This is a genomic window from Thermohalobacter berrensis (assembly GCF_003609645.1).
In the GTDB taxonomy this organism is placed as follows: domain Bacteria; phylum Bacillota; class Clostridia; order Tissierellales; family Thermohalobacteraceae; genus Thermohalobacter; species Thermohalobacter berrensis.
The window spans coordinates 23,890-47,228 of record NZ_MCIB01000008.1; the positions used below are offsets into that span (position 1 = coordinate 23,890).

At 30.9% G+C, this 23,339-nt stretch carries 22 protein-coding genes; 20 read left to right on the top strand and 2 right to left on the bottom strand.

Translation table 11 applies throughout. From position 1 onward, the window contains the following. The first annotated feature begins 107 nt into the window (after positions 1-107). The 20 genes from BET03_RS05350 (at position 108) to asrC (ending at position 20,906) form a co-directional block, all read left to right on the top strand. Positions 108-1,742 (top strand): BCCT family transporter, encoded by a 1,635-nt coding sequence (locus BET03_RS05350; protein WP_120168078.1) that lies wholly within the window; start codon positions 108-110, stop codon positions 1,740-1,742. A 138-nt stretch (positions 1,743-1,880) separates the two neighbouring features. Beyond that, positions 1,881-2,336, top strand: a complete 456-nt coding sequence (locus BET03_RS05355; RefSeq protein WP_120168092.1) for a (2Fe-2S)-binding protein — start codon at positions 1,881-1,883, stop codon at positions 2,334-2,336. Positions 2,337-2,356: 20 nt separating this feature from the next. Continuing rightward, on the top strand, positions 2,357-3,244 hold the full coding sequence (locus tag BET03_RS05360; protein WP_120168094.1) for an FAD binding domain-containing protein: 888 nt from the start codon (positions 2,357-2,359) through the stop codon (positions 3,242-3,244). Continuing rightward, positions 3,231-5,510: a xanthine dehydrogenase family protein molybdopterin-binding subunit gene (locus BET03_RS05365; RefSeq protein ID WP_120168096.1), complete on the top strand. Its 2,280-nt coding sequence runs from the start codon at positions 3,231-3,233 to the stop codon at positions 5,508-5,510. Before BET03_RS05360 ends, BET03_RS05365 begins: the two co-directional genes overlap by 14 nt. Positions 5,511-5,543: 33 nt before the next feature. Further along, positions 5,544-7,067: an HAL/PAL/TAL family ammonia-lyase gene (locus BET03_RS05370; protein ID WP_120168185.1), complete on the top strand. Its 1,524-nt coding sequence runs from the start codon at positions 5,544-5,546 to the stop codon at positions 7,065-7,067. 130 nt (positions 7,068-7,197) lie between these two features. Next, positions 7,198-8,217, top strand: coding sequence for a molybdopterin-binding protein (locus BET03_RS05375; protein WP_120168098.1), 1,020 nt, complete (start codon positions 7,198-7,200; stop codon positions 8,215-8,217). A gap of 8 nt (positions 8,218-8,225) precedes the next feature. Next, on the top strand, positions 8,226-8,972 hold the full coding sequence (gene yqeC / locus BET03_RS05380) for a selenium cofactor biosynthesis protein YqeC (RefSeq protein ID WP_183108737.1): 747 nt from the start codon (positions 8,226-8,228) through the stop codon (positions 8,970-8,972). Between the two features lie 4 nt (positions 8,973-8,976). Continuing rightward, the gene (mocA, locus tag BET03_RS05385; RefSeq protein ID WP_147417145.1) at positions 8,977-9,570 is read left to right on the top strand and encodes a molybdenum cofactor cytidylyltransferase; all 594 of its coding nucleotides are present in this window, start codon (positions 8,977-8,979) and stop codon (positions 9,568-9,570) included. Then, entirely contained in the window at positions 9,563-10,381 is an 819-nt protein-coding gene (yqeB, locus tag BET03_RS05390; RefSeq protein WP_120168105.1) for a selenium-dependent molybdenum cofactor biosynthesis protein YqeB, read from the top strand. The genes mocA and yqeB overlap by 8 nt, the downstream gene beginning before the upstream one ends. Beyond that, complete coding sequence (locus BET03_RS05395; protein ID WP_120168107.1) at positions 10,371-11,177, top strand: XdhC family protein; 807 nt, start codon at positions 10,371-10,373, stop codon at positions 11,175-11,177. The genes yqeB and BET03_RS05395 overlap by 11 nt, the downstream gene beginning before the upstream one ends. 67 nt (positions 11,178-11,244) lie before the next feature. After that, positions 11,245-12,117: an aminotransferase class IV gene (locus tag BET03_RS05400; RefSeq protein WP_243096865.1), complete on the top strand. Its 873-nt coding sequence runs from the start codon at positions 11,245-11,247 to the stop codon at positions 12,115-12,117. A 916-nt stretch (positions 12,118-13,033) separates the two neighbouring features. Further along, positions 13,034-14,143 carry an aminopeptidase gene (locus tag BET03_RS05405; RefSeq protein WP_120168109.1) on the top strand — a complete coding sequence of 370 codons (1,110 nt, stop codon included), beginning with the start codon at positions 13,034-13,036 and terminating at the stop codon, positions 14,141-14,143. A gap of 77 nt (positions 14,144-14,220) precedes the next feature. After that, positions 14,221-14,736 (top strand): D-glycero-alpha-D-manno-heptose-1,7-bisphosphate 7-phosphatase, encoded by a 516-nt coding sequence (locus BET03_RS05410; protein WP_120168111.1) that lies wholly within the window; start codon positions 14,221-14,223, stop codon positions 14,734-14,736. 125 nt (positions 14,737-14,861) lie between these two features. Then, a complete protein-coding gene (locus tag BET03_RS05415; RefSeq protein ID WP_120168113.1) occupies positions 14,862-16,127 on the top strand; it encodes a DNA polymerase Y family protein in 1,266 nt (421 codons plus the stop codon). A 15-nt stretch (positions 16,128-16,142) separates the two neighbouring features. After that, on the top strand, positions 16,143-16,385 hold the full coding sequence (locus tag BET03_RS05420; RefSeq protein ID WP_120168115.1) for a hypothetical protein: 243 nt from the start codon (positions 16,143-16,145) through the stop codon (positions 16,383-16,385). Positions 16,386-16,446: 61 nt separating this feature from the next. Further along, complete coding sequence (locus BET03_RS05425) at positions 16,447-17,124, top strand: Crp/Fnr family transcriptional regulator (RefSeq protein WP_120168117.1); 678 nt, start codon at positions 16,447-16,449, stop codon at positions 17,122-17,124. Between the two features lie 163 nt (positions 17,125-17,287). After that, the gene (locus BET03_RS05430) at positions 17,288-18,100 is read left to right on the top strand and encodes a formate/nitrite transporter family protein (protein WP_120168119.1); all 813 of its coding nucleotides are present in this window, start codon (positions 17,288-17,290) and stop codon (positions 18,098-18,100) included. Further along, positions 18,048-19,103, top strand: a complete 1,056-nt coding sequence (gene asrA / locus BET03_RS05435; protein ID WP_279230351.1) for an anaerobic sulfite reductase subunit AsrA — start codon at positions 18,048-18,050, stop codon at positions 19,101-19,103. The genes BET03_RS05430 and asrA overlap by 53 nt, the downstream gene beginning before the upstream one ends. After that, positions 19,093-19,887 (top strand): anaerobic sulfite reductase subunit AsrB, encoded by a 795-nt coding sequence (asrB, locus tag BET03_RS05440; RefSeq protein ID WP_120168123.1) that lies wholly within the window; start codon positions 19,093-19,095, stop codon positions 19,885-19,887. Before asrA ends, asrB begins: the two co-directional genes overlap by 11 nt. Before the next feature lie 14 nt (positions 19,888-19,901). Beyond that, positions 19,902-20,906, top strand: coding sequence for a sulfite reductase subunit C (gene asrC / locus BET03_RS05445; RefSeq protein WP_120168125.1), 1,005 nt, complete (start codon positions 19,902-19,904; stop codon positions 20,904-20,906). 29 nt (positions 20,907-20,935) lie between these two features. Here the strand turns inward: asrC and BET03_RS05450 are convergent, their stop codons facing one another. Together BET03_RS05450 and pepT are read right to left on the bottom strand one after the other, a co-directional pair. Then, on the bottom strand, positions 20,936-21,610 hold the full coding sequence (locus tag BET03_RS05450) for a nitrite/sulfite reductase domain-containing protein (protein ID WP_243096866.1): 675 nt from the start codon (positions 21,608-21,610) through the stop codon (positions 20,936-20,938). Between the two features lie 64 nt (positions 21,611-21,674). Further along, positions 21,675-22,898, bottom strand: coding sequence for a peptidase T (gene pepT, locus BET03_RS05455; RefSeq protein WP_120168129.1), 1,224 nt, complete (start codon positions 22,896-22,898; stop codon positions 21,675-21,677). Between the last annotated feature and the right edge of the window lie 441 nt (positions 22,899-23,339).

Consider the following 23,339-nt stretch of genomic DNA (forward strand, 5'->3'; position numbering starts at 1 on the left):
GTAAAATAACAATTAGGAACGAAATTTTCAGAAGATTCAAAACAAAGGAAACAAAAGATAAATTCAAATATGAAATAAAAAAGTATATTAAAAAGGGGGATGGTATTATGGAGGTAACTAATAGGACAGGTAACAAAAATAATAAAGCTTCATTAAGACTAACTATTTTTATTCCTATGGCAGTTATTTTTTTAGCAGCAATAATTTTAGGAGTAGTTGCTCCTAAAGCCTTCTATGATGTTGAGAATGCAATTGTACAGTTTGCATTTGAAACTTTTGGATGGCTTTTTCAAATTTGTGGAAACATTTTCCTATTTATATGTCTTTGGGTTATGGTTTCAAGGTATGGTGAAATTAAACTTGGGGGAAAAGAAGCCAAACCTATTATGAGTTTTTGGAATTGGTTTGCAATATCATTATGTGCTGGAATTGCTACAGGAATTTTATTTTGGGGGATTGCAGAACCTATCACTCATTTTATGTCACCTCCAGAGGCTTTAGGAATAACTCCACAAAGTGAAGAAGCTGCAATGTTTTCGATGACAACTACTTTTATTCATTGGACTTTTATACCATATGCAATGTATGGTATTGCTGGATTAGCTATAGGTTTTGCAACTTTTAATATGAAGCTACCGTATCAAGTTAGCTCAGTATTGTATCCAGTGTTTGGTAAACATACAAAGGGAATAGTAGGAGAAATAGTTGATAATATTTGTTTATTTGCAATGGCTGGTGGTGTTGCTGCAATATTGGGTGTAGGAACTATGCAGATAGGTAGTGGATTAAATACTTTAGCTGGTATTCCAACAGGTAAAACTTTATGGACTATAATTGTTGGTTTGATAGTTGTTACATATATTTTCTCAAGTTATACAGGATTAAATAGAGGAATACGCTGGTTATCAGATAAAAACTCAAAACTGTTTATAGCAATAATGTTATTTGTATTTTTCTTAGGACCTACTAAGTTTATTTTATCTTTAGGAACTCAATCAACAGGTCATTTTATTCAAAATTTCTTTGTAAGAACTCACTATTTAAGTCCTATAGAAGGCTCTGCATGGCCTAGATGGTGGCCAATATACTATTGGGCTATATGGTTAGCATATGCTCCATTAACTGGTATGTTTTTAGCAAGAATTTCGAAGGGTCGTACATTAAGACAGTTTATGCTAGTGAATTTAATTTTACCTGCAACCTTTGGATTAATCTGGTTTTCAGTATTTGGAGGCTCAGCAATACATCTTCAATTAAATGGAGGTCAACTTTGGGAAGCTATCCAAAAGTCTGGTTTAGAAATATCAGTCTTTGCATTTTTCGAAAATTTCCCTCTTTCCAAATTGATAAGCTGGGTATTTATTTTAGCAATTTACATTTCAATAGTTACCTTGGCAGATTCAATGACTACTACAGTTTCATCCCTTTCAACTACAGCATATAATAATGCAGAAGTTGAGCCGCCAACTAAAGTTAAGATATTCTGGGGTATTGTAATGTCCTCAATGGCTATAATAAACTTAATTGCTGGAAAGGCTGGAAAAATTAGCGGTATAGATGCTACTAAGCAGATTGCTACAGTTGCGGGATTCCCAATACTATTTTTCATGTTATTGTTAGCTTTTTGTGTAATAAAAATGCTTGTAAAACATAAGGAATATGATATAGTAAATCATCCTGATACTGCTTATATAGAAGAAGAAATGCTAGAGAAAAATCAGGCAGATATAGCTATACAGTAAAATAAAACTCCCATTATGGGAGTTTTATTTTACTGTATTAAACAAGGAAATTATCTAGACTTTTTATTGACGATCGTTTTATATAATACAATTTAGTCCACTTATTAATAAAACTTATTTTTCATAGGGGGAGAGACAATGAAGCTAGAGTTTACTGTAAATGGACAGGATTATACTTTAGATGTAAATCCAGATGATAGGTTACTAGATGTTTTAAGGGATAAATTAGGGTTAACCAGTGTAAAAGAGGGTTGTTCTGAAGGGGAATGTGGAGCTTGTACAGTAATTATGGATGGAGCAGCAGTTACTTCCTGTACAGTTTTAGCTATCCAGGCTAGGGGAAAGGAAATAATTACTGTAGAAGGTTTAGAAAAGAATGGAGAATTAGATGAGTTACAAAAATCTTTTATAAAAAATGGTGCAGTACAATGTGGATTTTGTACACCAGGTATGTTGATGTCTAGTAAGGCTTTATTAATGAAAAACCCTAATCCTACAGAAGAAGAAATTAAAAGAGCAATAGAGGGTAATCTCTGTAGATGTACTGGTTATGTGAAGATTATAAAGGCAGTTAAGGATGTAATAGAAGGGTAGTTGGGAAAGGGGGAATATCTATGGAGAGTTTAGTAGTTGAGACTCCAGAAAGTTTAGATGAATTAGTAGAGTGCTTAAAACGTGCAGATAAGAATACTTATTTACTTGCTGGAGGTACAGATTTAATTATTAGAATGAGAAGAAGTAAGATTTATAGCGGTAAAGTAATTGATTTATCAGGTATTAATGAACTTAAGAAAATCAAAGAAGAAAGTAAATATTTAAGAATAGGGGCTTTAGTTACCCATTCAATGATTAGTGAAAATGATAAAATAAAAGAATTTTTTCCTGCCCTTATGGAAGCATCAAGCCAAGTAGGTTCTACACAGATTAGGAACAGAGGAACAATTGCTGGAAATATAGCTAACTCATCACCTTGTGCAGATACCGTTCCGCCATTGATGACATCTAGTGCTAAAGTGAGGACTATAAATGGAAAAGGAGAAATAAAAGAAAGAGATATAGATGAAGTAGTTAAAGGCTCTGGTTTTAACTATTTACAAAAGGATGAAGCAATTATTGAAATAATTATACCGAAATTAGGAAATGAATATTTATCTGCTTTCGGAAAATTAGGAAGTAGAACTGCAGTAACTATTGCAAAAATTAATGGAGCTATTTTAGTAAAAATGGATTCTACAGGAAAAAAGATTAAAAAAGCCTATGTATCATTAGGGGCATTAGGACCGAAGGCTTTTAGATCGAAAATAGTCGAGGATAGATTAATTGGAAAAGAAATATCAAGACAATTATTTCATGATTTATGTAATTCCTTAATAGAACAGGTAGATTTAGCTATAAAGGGGAGAAGTTCACACCCTTACAAAAGAGAAGCAATAAAGGGTATGGCACAGGATATTTTTATTAGGCTTTTTGGAAGTGGGGTGTTAGAGAATGAAAAAAAATAAACTTAAATATGTAGGAAAATCAATTCCTATACATGATGTAACTGAAAAAGTAACTGGTAGATTAAAGTATGTGGGAGATATAGAATTACACGGGATGTTACATGCTAGACTGCTATTAAGTGATATTGCCCATGGGAAAATAAAAAGAATAGATACCTCTAAAGCAGAAGCACTTCCTGGAGTGAAAGCTATTTTTACTTATGAAAACTCTCCTAACACTCTTTATAACTCACATGTATGGTTAGAAGGTATGGAAATTATAAAGGATGAAAGATTATTTAGTGATAAAATTAGGTATTATGGAGATAGGATAGCGGCTGTGATTGCAGAGGATGCTAAAACTGCTAAAAAAGCAGTAGACTTAATAAAGGTGGAGTATGAAGAATTACCTGTTATAACAGATCCAGAAGAAGCATTAAAGGAAGATGTAGTTAAAATACATTCTCCTGGAAATGTAACTTTCAGTAAAGAACTAGAATGTGGAAATATAGATGAAGGATTTGAGAAAGCAGATTATGTATTTGAAGATAGGATTACAACACAAAAACAGCACCATGCAGCAATGGAGCCTCATGTTTGTATAGCAGCACCTGATCCTTTTGGGAATATAACTATATGGAGTCCATGTCAAGTTATATTTCAGGTTAGATTAATTACAGCTGAAGTATTAAATATGCCCCTTAATAAAATAAGGGTAATAAAAGCTCCTATGGGTGGATCCTTTGGGGGTAAAGGACAACCAATTCTTGAACCAATATGTGCTTTTTTAGCTAAAGAAGTTGGTACTCCAATTAAATTACAGATGGATAGGGTTCAAACTATTATAGGCACAAGAACTAGAAATGCAGTAATAGGGAAAGTTAAAACAGCTGTTGATAGCAAAGGAAATATACTTGCTAGAGATATAGACATTCTTGTAGATAATGGTGCTTATTTTACTAATGGTAGTGCAGTTAATATGGCGATGGCCAAAAAATATTTTAGATTATATAGGATAAAGAATCAGAGATATAAGGGAACATCAGTATATACCAATACGCCTATTGGAGGAGCTTGTAGAGGGTATGGTTCTCCACAGATCCATACTATAACTGAGATAAATATAGATAATATTGCTAGAAGTTTAAATATGGACCCCGTAGAGTTGAGACTTAAAAATTTAGTTCATCCATATGACGAAGATCCTATAGGTGGACCAAATTTAGGAAATGCTAGAGTTATTGATTGTGTTAAGAAAGGTGCTGAAGCTTTTAAATGGAAAGAAAAATGGAATAGACCTAAAAGTAAAGGAAGATTTGTAAAAGGTGTAGGTATGGCTTGCTCAACACATGGAAATGGATACCATGGAGCTTATCCAGATTTTATTACAATGTCATTAAGATTAACAGAAGATGGAGGAGCCTATTTAAAGTCAGGTATACATGATTTAGGGTGTGGTACTGTAACGTCTATAAAGCAAATAGTAGCTGAAGTATTAGATATACATCCAGATAAAATATTAGCCCCTGAAGGAGATACAATGATAAGTCCTTTTGATTCAGCAGGTACCCAAGCTAGTAGAGTAACCTTTGTATGTGGTGGTTGTGCTAAAAAAGTAGCAGAATTAGCAAAAGATAAACTTATTTCATATGCAGCTAAAATTCTAAATTGTTCTAAAGATGATATAGTAGTGGAAGATGGTTTAGTATGGTCAGTAAATACACCTCATTACAAGGTAAGCTATGGATCTATAGTTACCGAAACTCAAAATAATTTTGAAGATAGTATAGAAGTAACCTATACTTATAAGTCACCATCTAATCCAGGAGTGTATTCTGCAAACTTTGCAGAGGTTGAAATAGATACACTAACGGGATTAGTAAGAGTAGTAGACTTTTTAGCTGTACATGACGTAGGTAAAGCCATTAATAAAGGATTTGTAGAAGGTCAAATACACGGTGGAGTACAAATGGGAATAGGGTATGCACTTTCTGAAGAAATAACAATAGATAAAAAAGGAAGAATAAAGTCAGACAATTTTAATAGATACCATATTATAAATGCACCAGATATGCCAAATGTAAAAGTATTACTTATAGAAGAAGGAGAGAAGGATGGACCCTTTGGAGCAAAAAGTGTAGGTGAAATAGCCGCTGTTGCCTCTACACCTGCTGTTATTAATGCTATAAATAATGCCTTAGATATTAAAATTAATTCTTTACCAGCAACACCGGAAAAAATCATAAAGGCATTAAAAGAAAAAGAGAGAACGGTTAATAGAATTTAATTATTTTCAAAAGGGGGAGTAGGTTAAGTGGAAATGGAGACTATTTTACTTAATGGGAAAAACTTAACTATTGATAAGATTTTAAAGGTTGCTAAAGAGGGTACTAAAGTTGAGATAGCCCCAGAAGCTATGGAACTTGTAAAAAGGGCAAGAAAGTTAGTTTTTCAACTGGCAGAGGAAAATGTTCCTGTATATGGATTAAATAGGGGAGTTGGATGGAATAAAGATAAAAAAGTTTTTAGTAAGTATTTTGAAGAATATAATAGAAATTTAATTTATGCCCATTGTGTAGCTGCAGAACCTGAAGCTAGTGAAGAACAAGTAAGGGCAATAATGTTAGTAAGATTAAATACACTACTTTTAGGATATACGGGAATACAGCCTGAAATTGTCAATATGTATAAGGAATTTTTAAACCATAGAATTCATCCAGTACTTCCATTAAGGGGTTCTGTTGGTGAAGCAGATATTGCTAACCTTTCACATATAGGTTTAGCTATGATTGGAGAAGGGGAAGTATATTATAATGGTGTTCGTATGGAAGCTTATGAGGCATTAAAAAAAGCAGGTTTAAAGCCTATAGTGCTAGGACCTAAAGATGGATTAGCTATGGTTTCATCAAACGCACTATCAGCTGGGTTAGGTGCTTTAGTTTTAGATGAAGTAAATAATATCATAGAAATAGCAAACTTAGTTTGTGCATTAACTTTAGAAGGAATAAAGGGTAATATTACTCCATTAGATGAAAAAGTAAACAAAATAAGGGGTTTTTCTGGACAAAACTATTGTGCAGGAAAAATAAGAGATTATTTAGATGGTAGTTATCTTTGGAGAAGGGATATAACAGAATCTTTACAAGACCCATTAAGTATAAGGTGTGCATGTGCAATACATGGTGCAGTAAAGGATTCCCTTGAATATGTATGGAATAAATTAATTAATCAATTAAATAGTACAGATGATAATCCTTGTGTTTTATTAGATGAAAGAAAAATAATTTCATGTTGTAATTTTGAGCCTATGACTTGGGTTCTAGGCTTTGAAATGTTAGGAATAGCTTTGAGTCATCTTTCTAGGGTTTCTTGTAATAGAACAATAAAGATGGCAAATCCTAGCTTTACTGAGCTTACAAGATTTTTAACTCCATCTGAAGGGGAAGTAATAGCTTATGGAACTATTCAAAAGACTTTTGCTTCCCTTGATACAGAAATAAGACATCTATCCAATCCTGCTACAGTAGATTATCTTTCTTTAGCTGGTGATATTGAAGACCATGCTAATAATTCACCTTTTGTAGTTAGAAAGGTTAAGAAAATTGTAGATAATTTACGCTATATATTAGGTATTGAAGCATTACACGCTGTGCAGGCTATAGATTTAAGGAAAAAATTAAAATATGAAGAAAATATAAAGCTAGGTAAGAAAACAAAGGATGCCTATGAAATGATTAGAGGAGAAATTCCATTCTTAGATAAGGACAGAAATCTTACAGAGGATATTAAAAAGATTTACAACATATTGAAATCAGAGGAATTTTTAGAATTACTTAAAAACTAATATCGTTTTGTTAATAGTTAGCATCCGCACTGCGGATGCTTTTTTAAAAGGATTTAATAAGTCAATGTAGAATTCAATATTAAAGAATATTCGCAAATGTTTGAAATTTTTACATAAAAGGGGGATAACTATGAAAAAGGTTAGGGTAGAGGATGCAGTAGGGGCTGTATTAGGACATGATTTAACTAAAATTGTTCCAGGAGAATTTAAAGGTCCAGCATTTAAAAAGGGCCATATAATTAAAAAAGAAGATATACCAATTCTTAAGGGTATGGGTAAAAACCATATTTATGTTATAGATTTAAAGGAGCACCAAATTCATGAAGATGAGGCGGCTTTAAGGATAGGTAATGCAGTAGGAGGGGAAGGAATATATCTTAAAGGTCCTTCAGAAGGCAAAGTAAGTCTTAGAGCAAAATATAAGGGACTATTAAAAATAAATTTAGAAGCTTTAGAGACTATTAATAGTATAGAGCTAATTATTTTAGCCACCCTCCATAATAATACATTGGTGAAAAAGGATGAACAAGTTGCAGGTACAAGGATAATACCATTAGTAACAGAAAAGAGTAAAATAGAAAGGGTAGAGGATATATCTAAAAAGTTAGGAACTGTAATAAAAATAAAAAGACTAAAGCCTAAAAAGATAGGTATAGTAGTAACAGGAACAGAGGTTTATGAAGGAAGGATAACTGATAAATTTGGACCGATATTAAAAAATAAGGTGGAAAATTACGGGGGAGAATTAGTAGACATAAGATATGCTCCAGATGATTCTAGCCAAATTGAAAAAGTAATTGAGGAATTTTTAAAAGAAGATGTAGAAATAGTATTTGCCTCAGGAGGAATGTCCGTAGATGCAGATGATGTAACTCCAAAAGCTATAAAAAATGTTTCAGATAATATTGTTACATATGGTTCACCTGTACTACCTGGTGCTATGTTTATGCTTGCCTATAGAGGCAAAAAAGCTATTATAGGAATACCTGCCTGTGGGATGTATTATAAAACTACAGTTTTTGATTTAGTATTTCCAAGGATATTAGCAGGAGAAATACTGTCAAGGAAAGACATAATCTCCCTTGCCCATGGTGGACTTTGTCTTAATTGTGATATATGTAATTATCCAATATGTCCATTTGGAAAGTAGGTGGATATATGGATATTTATGAAGCTTTTAAAATAGATTTAGAAAGAGAAAATGTTATTACATTTATAGGTTCAGGTGGAAAGACAACAACTATGTTTAAGCTGGCAGAAGAGTTAAAAAGGCTTAATAAAAGGGTTTTAGTTACAACAACTACTGCTATATTTTGTCCTGATAAAGGTCAATACGACAGTCTAATTATTTCAGAAGAAATAAAAAATATAGATAAAAGTGAAAAGGGAACAGTTACTGTTATAGGGAGGACAATTTCAAAGGAAAATAAATTATTAGGTATAAATAAAGAATTAATTGATGAAATATACTTTAAAAAGCCATTTGATTTTATATTGGTTGAAGCTGATGGATCAAGGGGACGTTCTATAAAAGCCCCTGCTTTATATGAACCAGTAATTCCTTTAAGTAGTACCATAACTGTTGGAATAATAGGACTAGATATATTAGGCAAAAAGATAAATGCAAAGAATGTCCATAGACCCGAACTATTCTGTAGTGTTACAGGTAGTAAAAAGGGAAAAATAGTAAATGAGGAAAAAATTACTAGATTAATTGAAAATAAAAATGGATTGTTTAAAGACACACCTGAAGGTTGTAAAAAGATACTCTTATTAAATAAAGCAGAAGGTAAACATAGGAAGGCTTCAGCTTTAGCTATTAAAGATATCCTAAGCAAAAATAATATTAAAATAGATGGAATAATTATTGGAAGTATTAAAAATAAAAGCTTTTTTATGGAGTGATAAAATGATTACAGGCATTATCATGGCTTCTGGTTTTTCAAGGAGAATGTCTAAAGATAAGCTCCTTCTTAAAATAAAAGGAGTACCTATTATAGAACGGGTTATAAAAACTGCAGTAAAATCAAAAATTGATGAAATAATACTTATCTATAGGAAAAATGAAATTAAAAAGATAGGACAGAAATATGGAATAAAAACTATTTACAATGAAGGGGCTAAAAAAGGCCAAAGTCAATCTATAAAATTAGGGGTTAAATATTCAAATCCCAATACAAAGGGGTTTGTTTTCATTGTTGGCGACCAGCCTTTTTTAAGTTATAAAACAGTAAATAGATTAATAGATGTTTTTTTACAAGGAAAACATCTAATAGTTGTTCCAATGTATAGGGAAAAAAGGGGGAATCCAGTTATTTTTTCTTCAAAACTTAATGATAAGCTCCTTAATATATATGGTGATAAAGGTGGTAGAGATATAATAAAGAAAATGGAAAATTATGTGGAGTTTGTTAATATTAAAGATAATATCGAGGGAATTGATATTGATAAATGGCAGGAATATGTAAAATATAGAGAAATGGAGATGAATGGTTATGTTTAATGATATTGTTATTGTAAGGGGAGGAGGAGATGTATCAACAGGAGTTGTCCATAGATTATATAAAAGTGGGTTTAGGAAGATATTAATACTAGAGATAGATAATCCACTTGTGGTAAGAAGGAAGATATCCTTTGCACAGGCAATATTTGATGGAGAGGTTATAGTTGAAGGCATAAAAGCTAAAAAGGTTAATAATTTAGATGAAATATATAATACTTGGAATCATAGCAATATACCTATAATAGTTGATAAAGATGCTGTAATATTAAAAAAATTAAAGCCAAATATATTGGTAGATGCAATAATGGCTAAGAAAAACCTTGGAACTAATAAAAATATGGCCCCTATAACTATTGCAGTTGGCCCTGGATTTTGTGCAGGAAAAGATGTAGATGTAGTAGTAGAATCAAATAGAGGACATTTTTTAGGAAGGACTATATTTGATGGTTATGCCCAAGAAAATACAGGAAAACCGGGAGAAATAATGGGCTATAGTAGTGAAAGGGTTTTAAGGGCACCATGTGATGGAAAAATAAAAAACATGTTTAAGATAGGTGATAAGGTAAAAAAAGGAGAAATAGTTGCTAAAATAGATAATAAACCTGTAGAAGCAAAGATTAGTGGAGTTTTAAGAGGTATTATTATGGATGGAACAAAAGTAAAAAAGGGACTAAAGATAGGAGATATTGACCCTAGAGGAATAAAAGAATATTGCTTTACTATTTCAGATAAGGCTAGGTCTATAGGTGGGGGAGTTTTAGAGGCAATATTTTCTATGAAAATAAGAAAGGGGGATTTAAATGGAAAGTAGAGTATTAGAAAAACTAACCGAAAAGGTAAAAGACAATAAAGGTGCAGCATTAGCAGTTATAACTAAGGTTGAAGGTTCTACTCCTAGAGAAGAAGGCTCCATGATGGTTGTTTTAGAAGATGGAACTACCTATGGAACTGTAGGGGGAGGTAAGTTTGAATTAGTTGTAACAAAAAGGGCTCAAAAGTGTATAAAGAAAGGAAAAAGTCAAACATTTAGTTTTAAGCTTAATGATGATAAAGGAAGTCTTCATATGCAGTGTGGAGGAAATGCAGATGTTTTTATAAAGGTATTTAAACCTAAGGATAAGCTAATGATTGTTGGTGGAGGACATATAGCCCTTAAATTATATGAATTAGGTAAAACTTTAAATTTTTTTACGGTTATATTTGATGATAGAGAAGAATTTTGTAATTCAGACAGATTTCCACATGCTGATGAACTAATACTTGGAAACATAGAAGAAAGTCTTAAAAACTATAATATAGATAATAACTGTTATATAGTTATAGTTACAAGGGGACATAAATATGATGAAATAGCTTTAGAAACTGTTATAGAAACTAATGCCAAATACATAGGAATGATAGGGAGCAAAAATAAAACCAAATATGTAATGGAGAATCTCATGAATAAAGGGATAAGTAAAGAAAAATTAGAAAAGGTTTATGCTCCTATTGGGATAAATTTAGGAGGAGATAAACCAGAGGAAATTGCCTTTAGCATAATGTCAGAAATACTCCTTGTAAAAAATAATGGAACATTGGATCATATGAAGGAATTAAAAAGTATTTAATATAATTAAGATTTAGTATATGGTATATAATATAGTTATAACTATGGTTTTATATAGGGGTGAACATATGAAAAAAGAAGTTGTAGGTAACTATTACATATGTAATGGAGAAATATATCCACTACAAAATAAAGAAGTGTTAAAGGGAATAACCTCTTCTTCAATATATGAAGTTATTAGGGTAGTAAAGGGGATTCCACTTTTTGTAGAAGAACATATTAAAAGGATGAAAAGGTCAGCAGAGTTATTAGGTTCTAGACTATATAGAAGTGATAAAGATATTCTAAAAGACATTTTAAAGCTTATAAAAATTAATAATGTAAATAATTTAAATATAAAATTGGTTTGTGACGGAAAATATGATAAAGATCAAAATTTTTTGATTTTCTTTATAAAGAGTTACTATCCTGAAAGGGAATTATATAAAAGAGGAATACATACAATTCTATATAAAGGAAAAAGGAAAAATCCTAATATCAAATCTGTAAATGAAGAATTCAAAAGGAAAGTAAAGGAAAAATTAAAAGAAAAAAAAGCCTTTGAAGCACTTTTAGTAGATGAAAATAATAATATAACAGAGGGAAGTAGATCAAATGTATTTTTTGTTAAGGGTGAGAAAGTATATACGGCACCTAGTAGTAAAGTTTTATTAGGAATAACTAGAAGTCATATTGTAGGTATTTGTAAAAAATTAGGTATAGAGATAATAGAAAGGCCGATTGCTGTAGAAGAACTTGATAAATTTGATGGAGCCTTTATAACAGGTACTTCTGTAAATGTATTGCCAATAACAGTTATTGATAATAGAAAGTATACTTCTGTAATAAATCCTATTATAAGTAAAATAAGCAATGAATATGTTAAAGAAGTTAAAGAATATCTTATAAAAGAAAGGAAAAAAATAAAAAATATAATAAAATTTGAAAAAACCTATTGTTAAGAATTTCCGACTGTGGTATAATTTTTACATAGTATGATTTAGAAGTTAAAAGGAGGCCGTGAAAATGATTATGACACTGGGAAATAGAAAATCTTCAAGAAAATTAAAGACAATGAAAATATATCGCGGCCTGCGAGTAGATGGTTTTATATGTTAATTAAGTAATAAAGACATTTAATCGCAGGTCGAGTACCTGCGATTTTTATGTATATATTGTATTTTTTATTATGACAATATATAAATAATATTATGCTTATAAAGGCCGCAGGTTAAACCTGTGGCTTTTATTGTTATATACATTTATATGTGTAATTTTAATAAGTATAAAAAACCGCAGGTATCTGCGGTTTTTTATTTTTATTATCAAATAAATTAGTTGTAACAAATTTGTTTGATAATTAATAAACTATTATTGGTCTAAAAAACCGCAGATATCTGCGGTTTTTTATTGTGTAGAAAAAAGGAGGTGAAAAAAATGACAGTATTTTTGGAAAATATTGCTATGCTATTTGGAATTAGTAGAGATTCAGGGATGACAGAATATCTAAAATTAGAATTCAGAAAAGATAATCACTAGCTGCCATAGTAAGGGAGGTGAAATATATGCAGAATATAATCCATAAAATCTATGAAAATATCAAGGTAAAACAAGATAAAGGATTAGAACAATATTTAAAAATCGAGTTTAAAAATAATAAGTAAATAAATAAAATATTTAGGAGGGAATATTATGTTTGATTTATTAATGTTTCTTGTTATGAAAACAAGAATTGAACAAGATATGGAAAAATTAAAAAATGAAAAGACAGATAAGTGGGAATCTACAAATGAACCTTAGCCATATATTAGGGGCATTTCTTAGCCCCCTAATATATGATAAAATTAAAGAGAAGTAATATAAAAAAGGGGGATTTTAATGGTAGATGAAAGAATTAAAAAATTAGCAAAGCTTTTGGTAAATTATTCCTTGGGGGTTAAAAAAGGGGACTATTTTTTCATTGAAGGTTATGACATTGCTTCACCTTTAATAAGAGAGGTATATAGGGAGGCAGTAAAAAAGGGAGCACATGTAAAAACAGAAATAATGCTTCCGGGCTTACAGGAAATCTTCCTAAAAGAAGCAAGTGATGAACAATTAAAATTTATAGCACCACATGAAAGAAACTTGGTTGAAAAAGCTGATGCACTATTATCTATTTGGGGAGGCTATAATGAAAGGCAACTTTCAAATGTAGACCCTAAAAAACTTCAAATATCCCGTGGTGCTAGAAAAGAAATACATAGCAAATTTTTTGATAAAGTAGCAAAAGGAGAAGCAAAATGGTGTGGTACACAGTTTCCTACTGATGCCAGTGCCCAAGAGGCCAATATGAGCTTAGAGGAGTATGAAGATTTTGTATTTGGTTCTATGCTTTTAGATAAAGAAGATCCTGTTGCTGAATGGAAAAAAATATCTGAAGAACAAGGAAAAATTTGTGAATATCTAGATAAAAAGAAAATGTTACATATAAAATCAAAGGATACTGATTTAAAGATGTCTATTGAGGGAAGAAAGTGGATAAACTGCGATGGTAGACAAAATTTCCCTGATGGAGAAGTTTTCACAACTCCTATAGAAGATACAGTAGAAGGGTACATTAGGTTTAGTTATCCAGGAATATATATGGGTAAGGAAATTGAAGATATAAGGCTTCAATTTAAAAATGGTAAAGTAGTAAAGGCAAGTGCTGCCAAAGGAGAAGATTTACTTCTAACTTTACTTGATACTGACGAAGGAGCTAGATTTTTAGGTGAGATAGCTGTAGGAACGAACTATGGAATAAAGAAATTTACAAAAAATATGTTGTTTGATGAAAAAATTGGTGGAACAGTTCATGCAGCTTTAGGATCGGCACCTAAGGAAACAGGAGGAAAGAATGAATCAGGAATTCATTGGGATATGCTATGTGATATGAAAAATGGGGGAGAAATATATGCCGATGGGGAATTAATATATAAAGATGGAAAGTTTTTAATAAATTTTTAGAAACCATTTAAAAACAGTATAATTTACCCTATAAATTGCTAAAATACTATATAAGATATATTATAGGCGGTGTTATGGTGGATAAGGTAGTTTTTTTAGATAGAGATGGAGTTATTAATGATAATACAAAACATGTAAATAGACCAGAAGATCTTATAATTTATGATGAAGCTAAGGAAGGGTTAAAAAGCCTTTATAATGCAGGCTATACCTTGTTTATAGTTACAAACCAGGGTGGAATAGAATTAGGCTATATTACAGAAGAAGATTTAGAGAAAATACATAGAAGAATGGTAGATGAATTAAAGCCTTATTGTGAAATAAGGGATATAAAATATTGCCCATATTTTTATAAAAAATCAAAATATAGAAAGCCTAATCCAGGGATGATATTAGAATTAGCTGAAGAATATAATATAGACTTAAAGGAAAGCTGGATGATAGGAGATAGGGATACAGATATAATTGCAGGTATAAAGGCGGGGTGTAAAACAGCTAAAATTGGAAAGGAATATTCTAAAGCTGATATTAACTGTAAAGACTTAAAGGATGCTGCCGATAAAATTTTAGAAAAAGATAGAATAAAAAGCTGATGGATTTTTAAAGCCATCGGCTTTTTTATTTTTTGCAAAAAATTTATAAAAAACTTCTAAAAATGAAAGAGAAGTGATATAATATATTATACGAACAAATGTTCGACAAAAGGTAGGGGGTAGGTATGCAGAAAAAAAAGAATGCTAAAACTATAATGCACATTGATGTTAATTCAGCATTTTTATCTTGGCAGGCAGCCTATAATAAGCAAATAGGTGTAGAGACAGATTTAAGAGAAATATCATCAGTTATAGGAGGAGACAAGAGAAAGAGAAGGGGAATAGTTTTAGCTAAATCAATCCCTGCAAAAAGGGCTGGGATAAAAACTGGAGAAAGCCTTATGGAGGCAAAAATGAAATGTAAGGACCTAGTAATTGTACCTCCAAATTACAATCTGTATATAAAAAGTAGTAAAGCACTTATATCACTACTTAAAGAGTATTCTCCATATATAGAAGTATTTAGTATAGATGAGTGTTTTCTTGATTATACAGGAATGGAAGAACACTTTGGTAATCCAGTAGATGCAGCTTATATGATTAAGGACAGAGTTTATAAAGAACTAGGTTTTACTGTAAATATAGGCATTTCTACTAACAAGCTTTTAGCTAAACAGGCAAGTGAATTAGAAAAACCAGATAAAGTAAATACACTATATCCTGATGAAATACCTAAAAAGCTCTGGCCTTTACCAGTAGAAGAGCTTTTCATGGTAGGCTCTAGGACAAAACCAAAACTAAATAAAATAGGAATATATACTATAGGGGATTTAGCTAACAGTGATTTTAACCTTATATATCAAAAACTAAAATCACATGGGAAACTAATATATCAATATGCTTGGGGAATTGATGATTCACCTGTACACTATACAAATTATATTCCCTTTAAAAGTATAGGAAATGGTAGTACCATTCCCTTTAATGTAGAAGATAGGGAAACTGCACACAAAATTTTATTAAGTCTTTCAGAAACTACAGCTAAGAGATTAAGGGCTGCCAATATGCAGTGTAATGTTATAGGTATAAAAATAAAATACTCTGACTTTTTTTCTATTTCACATCAAAGGAAACTTTTAAATAGTGTTAACACAACTAGAGGTATTTATGAAACTGCTAGAGAGTTATTTGATGAGATATGGAATGGTAAACCTATTAGGAAATTTAGCATGAGATTATCTGAGCTTACTTCCTGTAATATTACTCAGATGACTATTTTTGATAAAAAGGATGAAATAAAGATAAAGAAGCTTGATAAGGCGATAGATTACATAAGGGAGAGATACGGTAATAGGTCTATTGTAAGGGCCACTTTTTTACACAGTGGACTTGAACCTATGCTTGGTGGATTTGGGGCAGAAGATTATCCTGTTATGACCAGTATACTTTAACAGGAGGGTAGTCTTATGAAAATATTAAATGAACCTGTTGATATGATAGCTATATTTTATAAAGAGTCAGGAAAAATAAAACCTTTTAAATTTAGGTATAAGGATACCTCTGTAAGGGTTGAAAAAATATCAAAAATTTATGAAGAAAAGCTAGCAGGAAATAAAAGAATAGTTTTTGTTTGTATACATAATGGAAAAGATATATATGAATTAAAATATGAAGTAGACACATGTAGATGGTTTTTATTTAAAAAATAGGATAGAAAAAATATTTAATTGTATAATTATTAGTAATGGATATAATATAAAGGGTGGTAATATGGATAATACATATAAGTTATTAAAAAATATTGAGACTTTAAAAAATGTGAAAGATGAAATCATTAGAGAAATGGCTACAAAATGTATTGTTAGAGAATACAAAAGTGAAGAAACTATTTTTTTAGAGGGAGATTTAGTAGAGATTATATATTTAATTTCTAAAGGAAAGGCTATGGTTTCCAGGTTTTCAGAAGAAGGTGGAGAAAAAATTATACATATATTTGATAAAGGCCACTTTATAAATGAAGTTTCTATTGATGGTAGAAAGACATCTACAAGTGTTACTATTATGGAAGATAGTCAATTAATACATTTTAAAAAGAAAGATATTTTGTCTTGGATGGAAAAAGATTTTAATTTTAATTTAGCAATTATAAAATCAATAAGTAATAAGCTAAGAAGCTCCTATAGACAGATAAGAAACCTTGGATTGAAGAAGATAAATTCTAGGATTGCTGCAAGGTTATGTAAATTGGTAAGGGATTATGGATATAAGGGCGAGGGATTAATATCTATTGAACTTAATTTAACTCAATCTCAACTTGCTGCAATGGTAGGAAGTACTAGAGAATCAGTAAGTCGCTTTCTGAAACATCTGGAAAGGGAAGGAATTATAGAACAAAAAAATCAAAAAATAAGTATATTAAATTTTGAAGGATTAAAAGAATATACTTAAAAGTTACTGATAATTAAAAATTAAAATAAAGGGTTTAAAAAAGCTGGTGGATTTTATCCATCAGCTTTTTGTTATTTGTGATAAAAATCACAGATGCATACATGTTTTTTCGTTAAAATGTTATCAGAAAAAGAATAAAACGTATTAAAGGAGGAGGTTTAATATGATTAAGGAAAATGTTGTCAATGTTGCCATGGCAGCAAAGAAGAAGGCTGATTTACTAAACAAAAGTTTCACAAGATACTTTATTCTTGCTATGATGGCAGGTATTTATGTAGGATTTGGTGTTATACTTATTTTTTCGATAGGTGCGCCACTTAAAGCAGCAGGAACATCAGCCTTAAAAGCACTTATGGGTGTAAGTTTTGGTATTGCATTAACATTAGTTGTGTTTGCGGGTTCTGAATTATTTACAGGTAACAATATGATTATGACTATAGGAAGTCTATCTAAAACTGTATCATGGATAGACACAATTAAAATATGGGTAACAAGCTATTTAGGAAATTTAGTTGGATCATTATTAATGGCATTAACACTAGTGCAAACAGGATTGATATCAAAGTCTCCATTAAAGGAGTTTATTTTAGGTGTAACTTCAGCAAAAATGAATGCTCCAGCAATAGAGCTATTTTTTAGGGGAATTTTTTGTAACATGCTAGTATGTCTAGCAATCTGGATGGCTATAAAGGCAAAGGATGAAACTGCAAAACTAATTTTAATTTTCTGGTGTCTATTTGGATTTATAGGTGCAGGTTTTGAACATAGTATTGCTAATATGACTATTTTAGGACTAGGACTTTTTATACCACATGACCCAAGTGTTATTTCATGGGTTGGTTTTGCAAGAAATCTAATACCAGTAACAATAGGTAACTTAATTGGAGGTGCAATACTTATTGGAGCTATGTACTGGTATGTAAGTGATATTAAAGAAGGAAAGGGTGAAAAACATGGGGTTTCAGCTACAAAATAGTGATTTTAACAAGATATTAAATGAATTAAAAAAAGAATATAAAATTTATGCACCTAAACGCTTTGAAAAAAGGGGAACATTTTCAGATACAGATATGATACGTTATGGAGAAATTGATAGTGTAGAAGAAATAGTTTGGAAGGAAAAAAGTGAATATTCCCCAAAGGAAATTATATTTCCAATTACCCAAACATTATTTTATTTTACTGAAGAAGAGTACAAGGTTCCAAAGGTAGATGATAAAAAGATAATAGTATTTTTAAGACCCTGTGATATTAATGGGGTTCGTAGATTAGATACAATATTCTTAAAAAATGGAGAACATGAAGATTTCTATTATAAAAGACTAAGGGAAAAGGTAAAGTTTGTAATGATAGAGTGTAAAGAAAGCTTTGAAAATTGTTTCTGTGTTTCAATGAATGGAAACTATACAGATAATTACAGTATTGCAGTAAGGTTTGAAGATGGACAAGTTACTTTAGATGTAAAAGATGAGGATTTTAAAGGATTGTTTAACAAGGTAGGGAAGGAAGTAGATTTTACACCTGAGTATGTAAAGGAAAACCATGTAAAGGTAGAAGTGCCTGAAGTGGATAAAATGCCACTAGAGATATTTAATCATGAAATGTGGAAGGAATATTCTGAAAGATGTATTGCCTGTGGAAGATGTAATGTCTCATGTATAACATGTAGTTGTTTTACTACACAAGATATACCATATGAAGATAATCCAAAGGCAGGGGAACGAAGAAGAGTATGGGCAGGATGCCATATAGATGGATTTACAGATATGGCAGGAGGACATAGTTTCCGTAAAGAGTATGGTTCAAGGATGCGTTTTAAAACTCTCCATAAAATTTATGACTATAAGAAAAGATTTGAAGAAAATATGTGTGTTGGATGCGGAAGATGTGATGATAGATGTCCAGAATATATATCCTTCTCTACATGTATTAATAAGTTAAATAAAGTACTAAAGGAGGAGGAAAAAGATGAAGAATAATCCATATTTACCTGAAAAAATGAAAATATTAGATGTTATCCCTCAAACAGATATAGATATAACCTATAGAGTTGAAACAGACATGAAGCCTAAAAATGGACAGTTTGTACAAGTATCAATACCAAAGATAGGAGAAGCTCCTATATCAGTTAGTGATTTCGGAGATGGATATATTGAAATGACAATAAGAAAGGTAGGAAGGCTAACTAATGAGGTTTATACATTAAAACCAGGGGATTCACTTTTTATTAGAGGACCCTATGGAAATGGATTTCCAATTGAAAAGTATAAAGGTAAACACTTAATTATAGCTGCTGGAGGAACAGGTTTAGCCCCTGTAAAAAGTATTGTAAATCATTTTTATAGGAATCTTGATGAATTAAAAAAATTCGACCTTTTAACAGGATTTAAATCACCAAAAGATATTTTATTTAAAGATGAAATAGAAAAATGGAGTAAAAGGTTTAATACAATATTGACAGTAGATAAGGGAACTGATGATTGGAATGGTAATGTAGGCTTAATTACAGAGTATGTACCTAAAGTTGAAATAGAGGATATGGACAATGTTGAGGTTGTAATTGTAGGGCCACCACTTATGATGAAATTTACAGCACAGGCCTTTATGCAAAGAGGAGTACCAAAGGAGAAAATATGGGTTTCCTTTGAAAGAAAAATGTCATGTGCAATTGGAAAGTGTGGCCACTGTAAAATTGATGAAACTTATGTATGTCTAGAAGGTCCAGTTTTTAACTATACTAAAGCAGAGAATTTGATTGATTAGAAAGGAGGAAAATTATGGGTTTAGATTTAAATACTAAAAAGGTAAAAAAGAATGCCTATAGGATAACTAAGGAAAGAGGAAAAACAGCCCTTCGTATAAGGGTACCGGGTGGCCATTTAGAAGCTAAGTATTTACCTATTATAAAAGAAATAGCAGAAGAATATGGTAATGGTACAATTCATATAACTATTAGACAGGGTTTTGAAATACCTGGAATTCCATTTGAAAAGATGGAGGAAATAAATAGAAAGATAAGACCTATTATAGAAGGTCTAGAATTAGACTATGGTGTAAAAATAGACGATCCTGAAGGGGGATATCCTGCAGCTGGAACGAGAAATGTTTCTGCCTGTATAGGAAATAAAGTATGTAGATATGCCAACTATGAAACTACTGAGCTTGCAAGGAAAATTGAAAAAGCAATATATCCAAATCATTATCACGTTAAGATAGCCTTAACTGGATGTCCAAATGATTGTATAAAGGCACATATGCAGGATTTTGGTATAGTTGGTATGGCAGATACACAATATGATTCATATCGTTGTATCGGATGTGAAGCATGTGTAAAAAATTGTAAAAAGAGAGCAACTGGTGCATTGACTTTTAAAAACGGAAAGGTAAAAAAAGATGAGCGTAGATGTATAGGTTGCGGTGAATGTGTTCTAAAATGTCCTACAGGTGCATGGACAAGGAATCCAAAGAAATTTTACAAGTTATTAATTATGGGGCGTACAGGTAAGAAAAATCCAAGATTAGCTAAACCTTTCCTAGAGTGGGTAGATGAAGATACTATTATTAAAGTTATAAAGAACACATATGAATATATAGACAAATATATTGACCGTTCACTTCCAAAGGAACACGTTGGATATATAGTAGATAGAACAGGATTTAATGTGTTTAAAGAATATGCATTAAAGGATGTTGAATTAGGACCTAAAGCCAAAGTAGCCGAGTATATAGATTTTAGAGGATACAAATATGAAAAAGATGCATTTATGAAAGAGGAAGAATAAATAAAAAATAGATGGCATTAACTTGCCATCTATTTTTTATTTACATTACATTTTTCTAAAATGTCTTTTCTAAACTTTTCAAAACCTATTCTTTTAATAAATTTATTTAGTTTTTCTTTATGTTTACCATTTTTCTTGTAATAGTTTATAATTGTATCTAACACTTCTAAAACATCATCTTCAGTTAAATCTTCAACTAATATATCGGCAATTTTAGTATTAGAGCCACCACTTCCTCCTACAGTTATTTTATAACCATTTTCAGTACCTATAATTCCAATATCTTTAGTATATACATTAGTACAGCCATTTTTACATCCTACTACACTTATTTTAGTACGATTTGGCATATCTATGCCATGGTATAGCTTATCTATTTTCATTCCTAATTCATTGGAATTCTGCTTAGCCTTTTTACAGAATGAAGCTGAGCACATCTCAACATTTTTTATAGATAAAATTGATTTTACGCCAGGCTTCATTCCTAGCTCATTCCAAGCCTTTTCTACGTCCTGTGGCTCTAGGCCAAGTATTGCTATTCTTTGTCCTGATGTTATTTTTAAAGAAGCATTATATTTTTTAGCTACTTGACCTATTTTAATAAGTTGATCTGGAGTAACAAAGCCTCCTGGAATATGAGGTGTTATACCATATGTTTCCTTTCCATTACGAATTTTTTGAAGTACAGCATATTTAGGCTTCAAAGGAATCATCCTTTCAATACTTACCTTGCTTTAATTATAGGTCAACTTAACATAGTAATCAAGTTTATTTACTATAGAGTTCTATTATTTTAAGTATAACTTCAACAGCTTTTTCCATTGAACTTATAGGTATGTATTCATATTTTCCATGGAAGTTATGTCCACCGGTAAATATATTTGGACAAGGTAGTCCCATATAAGAAAGCCTTGCACCATCTGTTCCACCTCTTATAGGTTTTATTAAAGGTTTAACTCCAACTTCCTCCATGGCCCTTTTAGCTGTTTCTACTATATGTATTACCGGTTCAACTTTTTCTTTCATATTGTAATATTGATCTTTCATATCTAATACTACAGTATTTTCTCCGTATTTATTATTCAGGAAATTTGTAATATCATTTATCATCTTTTTCTTATCTTCAAATTTTTTCTTATCATGGTCTCTTATAATGTAGGTAACATTTGTTTTTTCAACATTTCCGTTAATATCAATTATATGGAAAAAACCTTCATATTCTTCAGTATGTTCAGGCCTTTCATTTGTAGGGAGCATAGAGATAAATTCATTAGCTACTAACATTGAATTAATCATTTTATTTTTAGCTGACCCTGGATGAACACTTCTACCATTAAAAGTAATTTTAGCCATTGCTGCATTAAAATTTTCATACTCTAATTCACCAATAGGTCCCCCATCTATAGTATAAGCAAAATCCGCCCCAAATTTATCTACATCAAAGTGGTCTGCTCCCCTACCTATTTCTTCATCAGGCGTAAATCCTACTTTAATAGTCCCATGTTTAGCATCAGGATTATTTATCAAATATTCTAGAGCAGTCATTATTTCCGCTACACCAGCTTTATCATCGGCCCCTAGTAGAGTAGTACCATCTGTAGTAATTAGATCTTCTCCTACATAATTATTTAATTCAGGAAATTCCTTTGGAGATAAAACTATATTCTTATCCTTATTTAACAAGATATCTTTACCAGCATAGTTTTTTACAATATTTGGCTTAACATTTTTGCCCGAAACCTCAGAACTTGTATCTAAATGGGCTATAAATCCTATTGTAGGTACTTCTTTGTCGATATTTGAAGGTAAAGTAGCCATAACATAACCATTTTCGTCTAATGAAACATCATTTATTCCCATTTCTTTTAATTCCTTTACAATTTCTTTTGCCAAAATCATTTGTCCCTCAGTACTTGGAGTAGAGTCAGAATTTATGTCTGATTTTGTATCAAACTTAACATATTTTAAAAACCTTTCAACCAAATTAGACATTAAAAAACCTCCTTAAACAATATTTTTTATTTATAATGTATTATACTCTTATTTTAGACCTATTAAAAGTAAAATAGACAAGTTGCATTAAATAGAAAATATTAATAAAAAATTTCATTTTTTTATAACACATAGGAAATTATAAACGAATAAAAATTATAGATAAAATATAATTTCCGTTATGTGTTTCAAAAAAGTCAACCTTAAGAATCTTCTGTTTTCAATAGAAGACTTTTTTATTTATGCAAAAATTAATAAATACCTTTGAAAAAAAAGTAATAAAATGGTATAATACATAGAGTGTTTTAACAAATGTAAAGACAGCGCAAAATTTTTTTGCTTTATTCGACAAATAATTCCATCAATTGATAATTTTGATTGATTATTTCCCATTAAAAACTTGCTATAATTAAATATGTAAATATATAAAGAGGGAGGAAT

Coding starts and splice junctions, on each gene's coding strand:
- BET03_RS05375 (WP_120168098.1), top strand. CDS start 7,198: ATGAAAAAGGTTAGGGTAGAGGATGCAGTAGGGGCTGTATTAGGACAT.
- BET03_RS05425 (WP_120168117.1), top strand. CDS start 16,447: ATGGATAATACATATAAGTTATTAAAAAATATTGAGACTTTAAAAAAT.
- BET03_RS05355 (WP_120168092.1), top strand. CDS start 1,881: ATGAAGCTAGAGTTTACTGTAAATGGACAGGATTATACTTTAGATGTA.
- BET03_RS05360 (WP_120168094.1), top strand. CDS start 2,357: ATGGAGAGTTTAGTAGTTGAGACTCCAGAAAGTTTAGATGAATTAGTA.
- yqeB (WP_120168105.1), top strand. CDS start 9,563: ATGTTTAATGATATTGTTATTGTAAGGGGAGGAGGAGATGTATCAACA.
- mocA (WP_147417145.1), top strand. CDS start 8,977: ATGATTACAGGCATTATCATGGCTTCTGGTTTTTCAAGGAGAATGTCT.
- pepT (WP_120168129.1), bottom strand. CDS start 22,898: ATGTCTAATTTGGTTGAAAGGTTTTTAAAATATGTTAAGTTTGATACA.
- BET03_RS05430 (WP_120168119.1), top strand. CDS start 17,288: ATGATTAAGGAAAATGTTGTCAATGTTGCCATGGCAGCAAAGAAGAAG.
- BET03_RS05370 (WP_120168185.1), top strand. CDS start 5,544: ATGGAGACTATTTTACTTAATGGGAAAAACTTAACTATTGATAAGATT.
- BET03_RS05400 (WP_243096865.1), top strand. CDS start 11,245: ATGAAAAAAGAAGTTGTAGGTAACTATTACATATGTAATGGAGAAATA.
- asrB (WP_120168123.1), top strand. CDS start 19,093: ATGAAGAATAATCCATATTTACCTGAAAAAATGAAAATATTAGATGTT.
- BET03_RS05365 (WP_120168096.1), top strand. CDS start 3,231: ATGAAAAAAAATAAACTTAAATATGTAGGAAAATCAATTCCTATACAT.
- BET03_RS05395 (WP_120168107.1), top strand. CDS start 10,371: ATGGAAAGTAGAGTATTAGAAAAACTAACCGAAAAGGTAAAAGACAAT.
- BET03_RS05420 (WP_120168115.1), top strand. CDS start 16,143: ATGAAAATATTAAATGAACCTGTTGATATGATAGCTATATTTTATAAA.
- BET03_RS05405 (WP_120168109.1), top strand. CDS start 13,034: ATGGTAGATGAAAGAATTAAAAAATTAGCAAAGCTTTTGGTAAATTAT.
- BET03_RS05350 (WP_120168078.1), top strand. CDS start 108: ATGGAGGTAACTAATAGGACAGGTAACAAAAATAATAAAGCTTCATTA.
- BET03_RS05415 (WP_120168113.1), top strand. CDS start 14,862: ATGCAGAAAAAAAAGAATGCTAAAACTATAATGCACATTGATGTTAAT.
- yqeC (WP_183108737.1), top strand. CDS start 8,226: ATGGATATTTATGAAGCTTTTAAAATAGATTTAGAAAGAGAAAATGTT.
- asrC (WP_120168125.1), top strand. CDS start 19,902: ATGGGTTTAGATTTAAATACTAAAAAGGTAAAAAAGAATGCCTATAGG.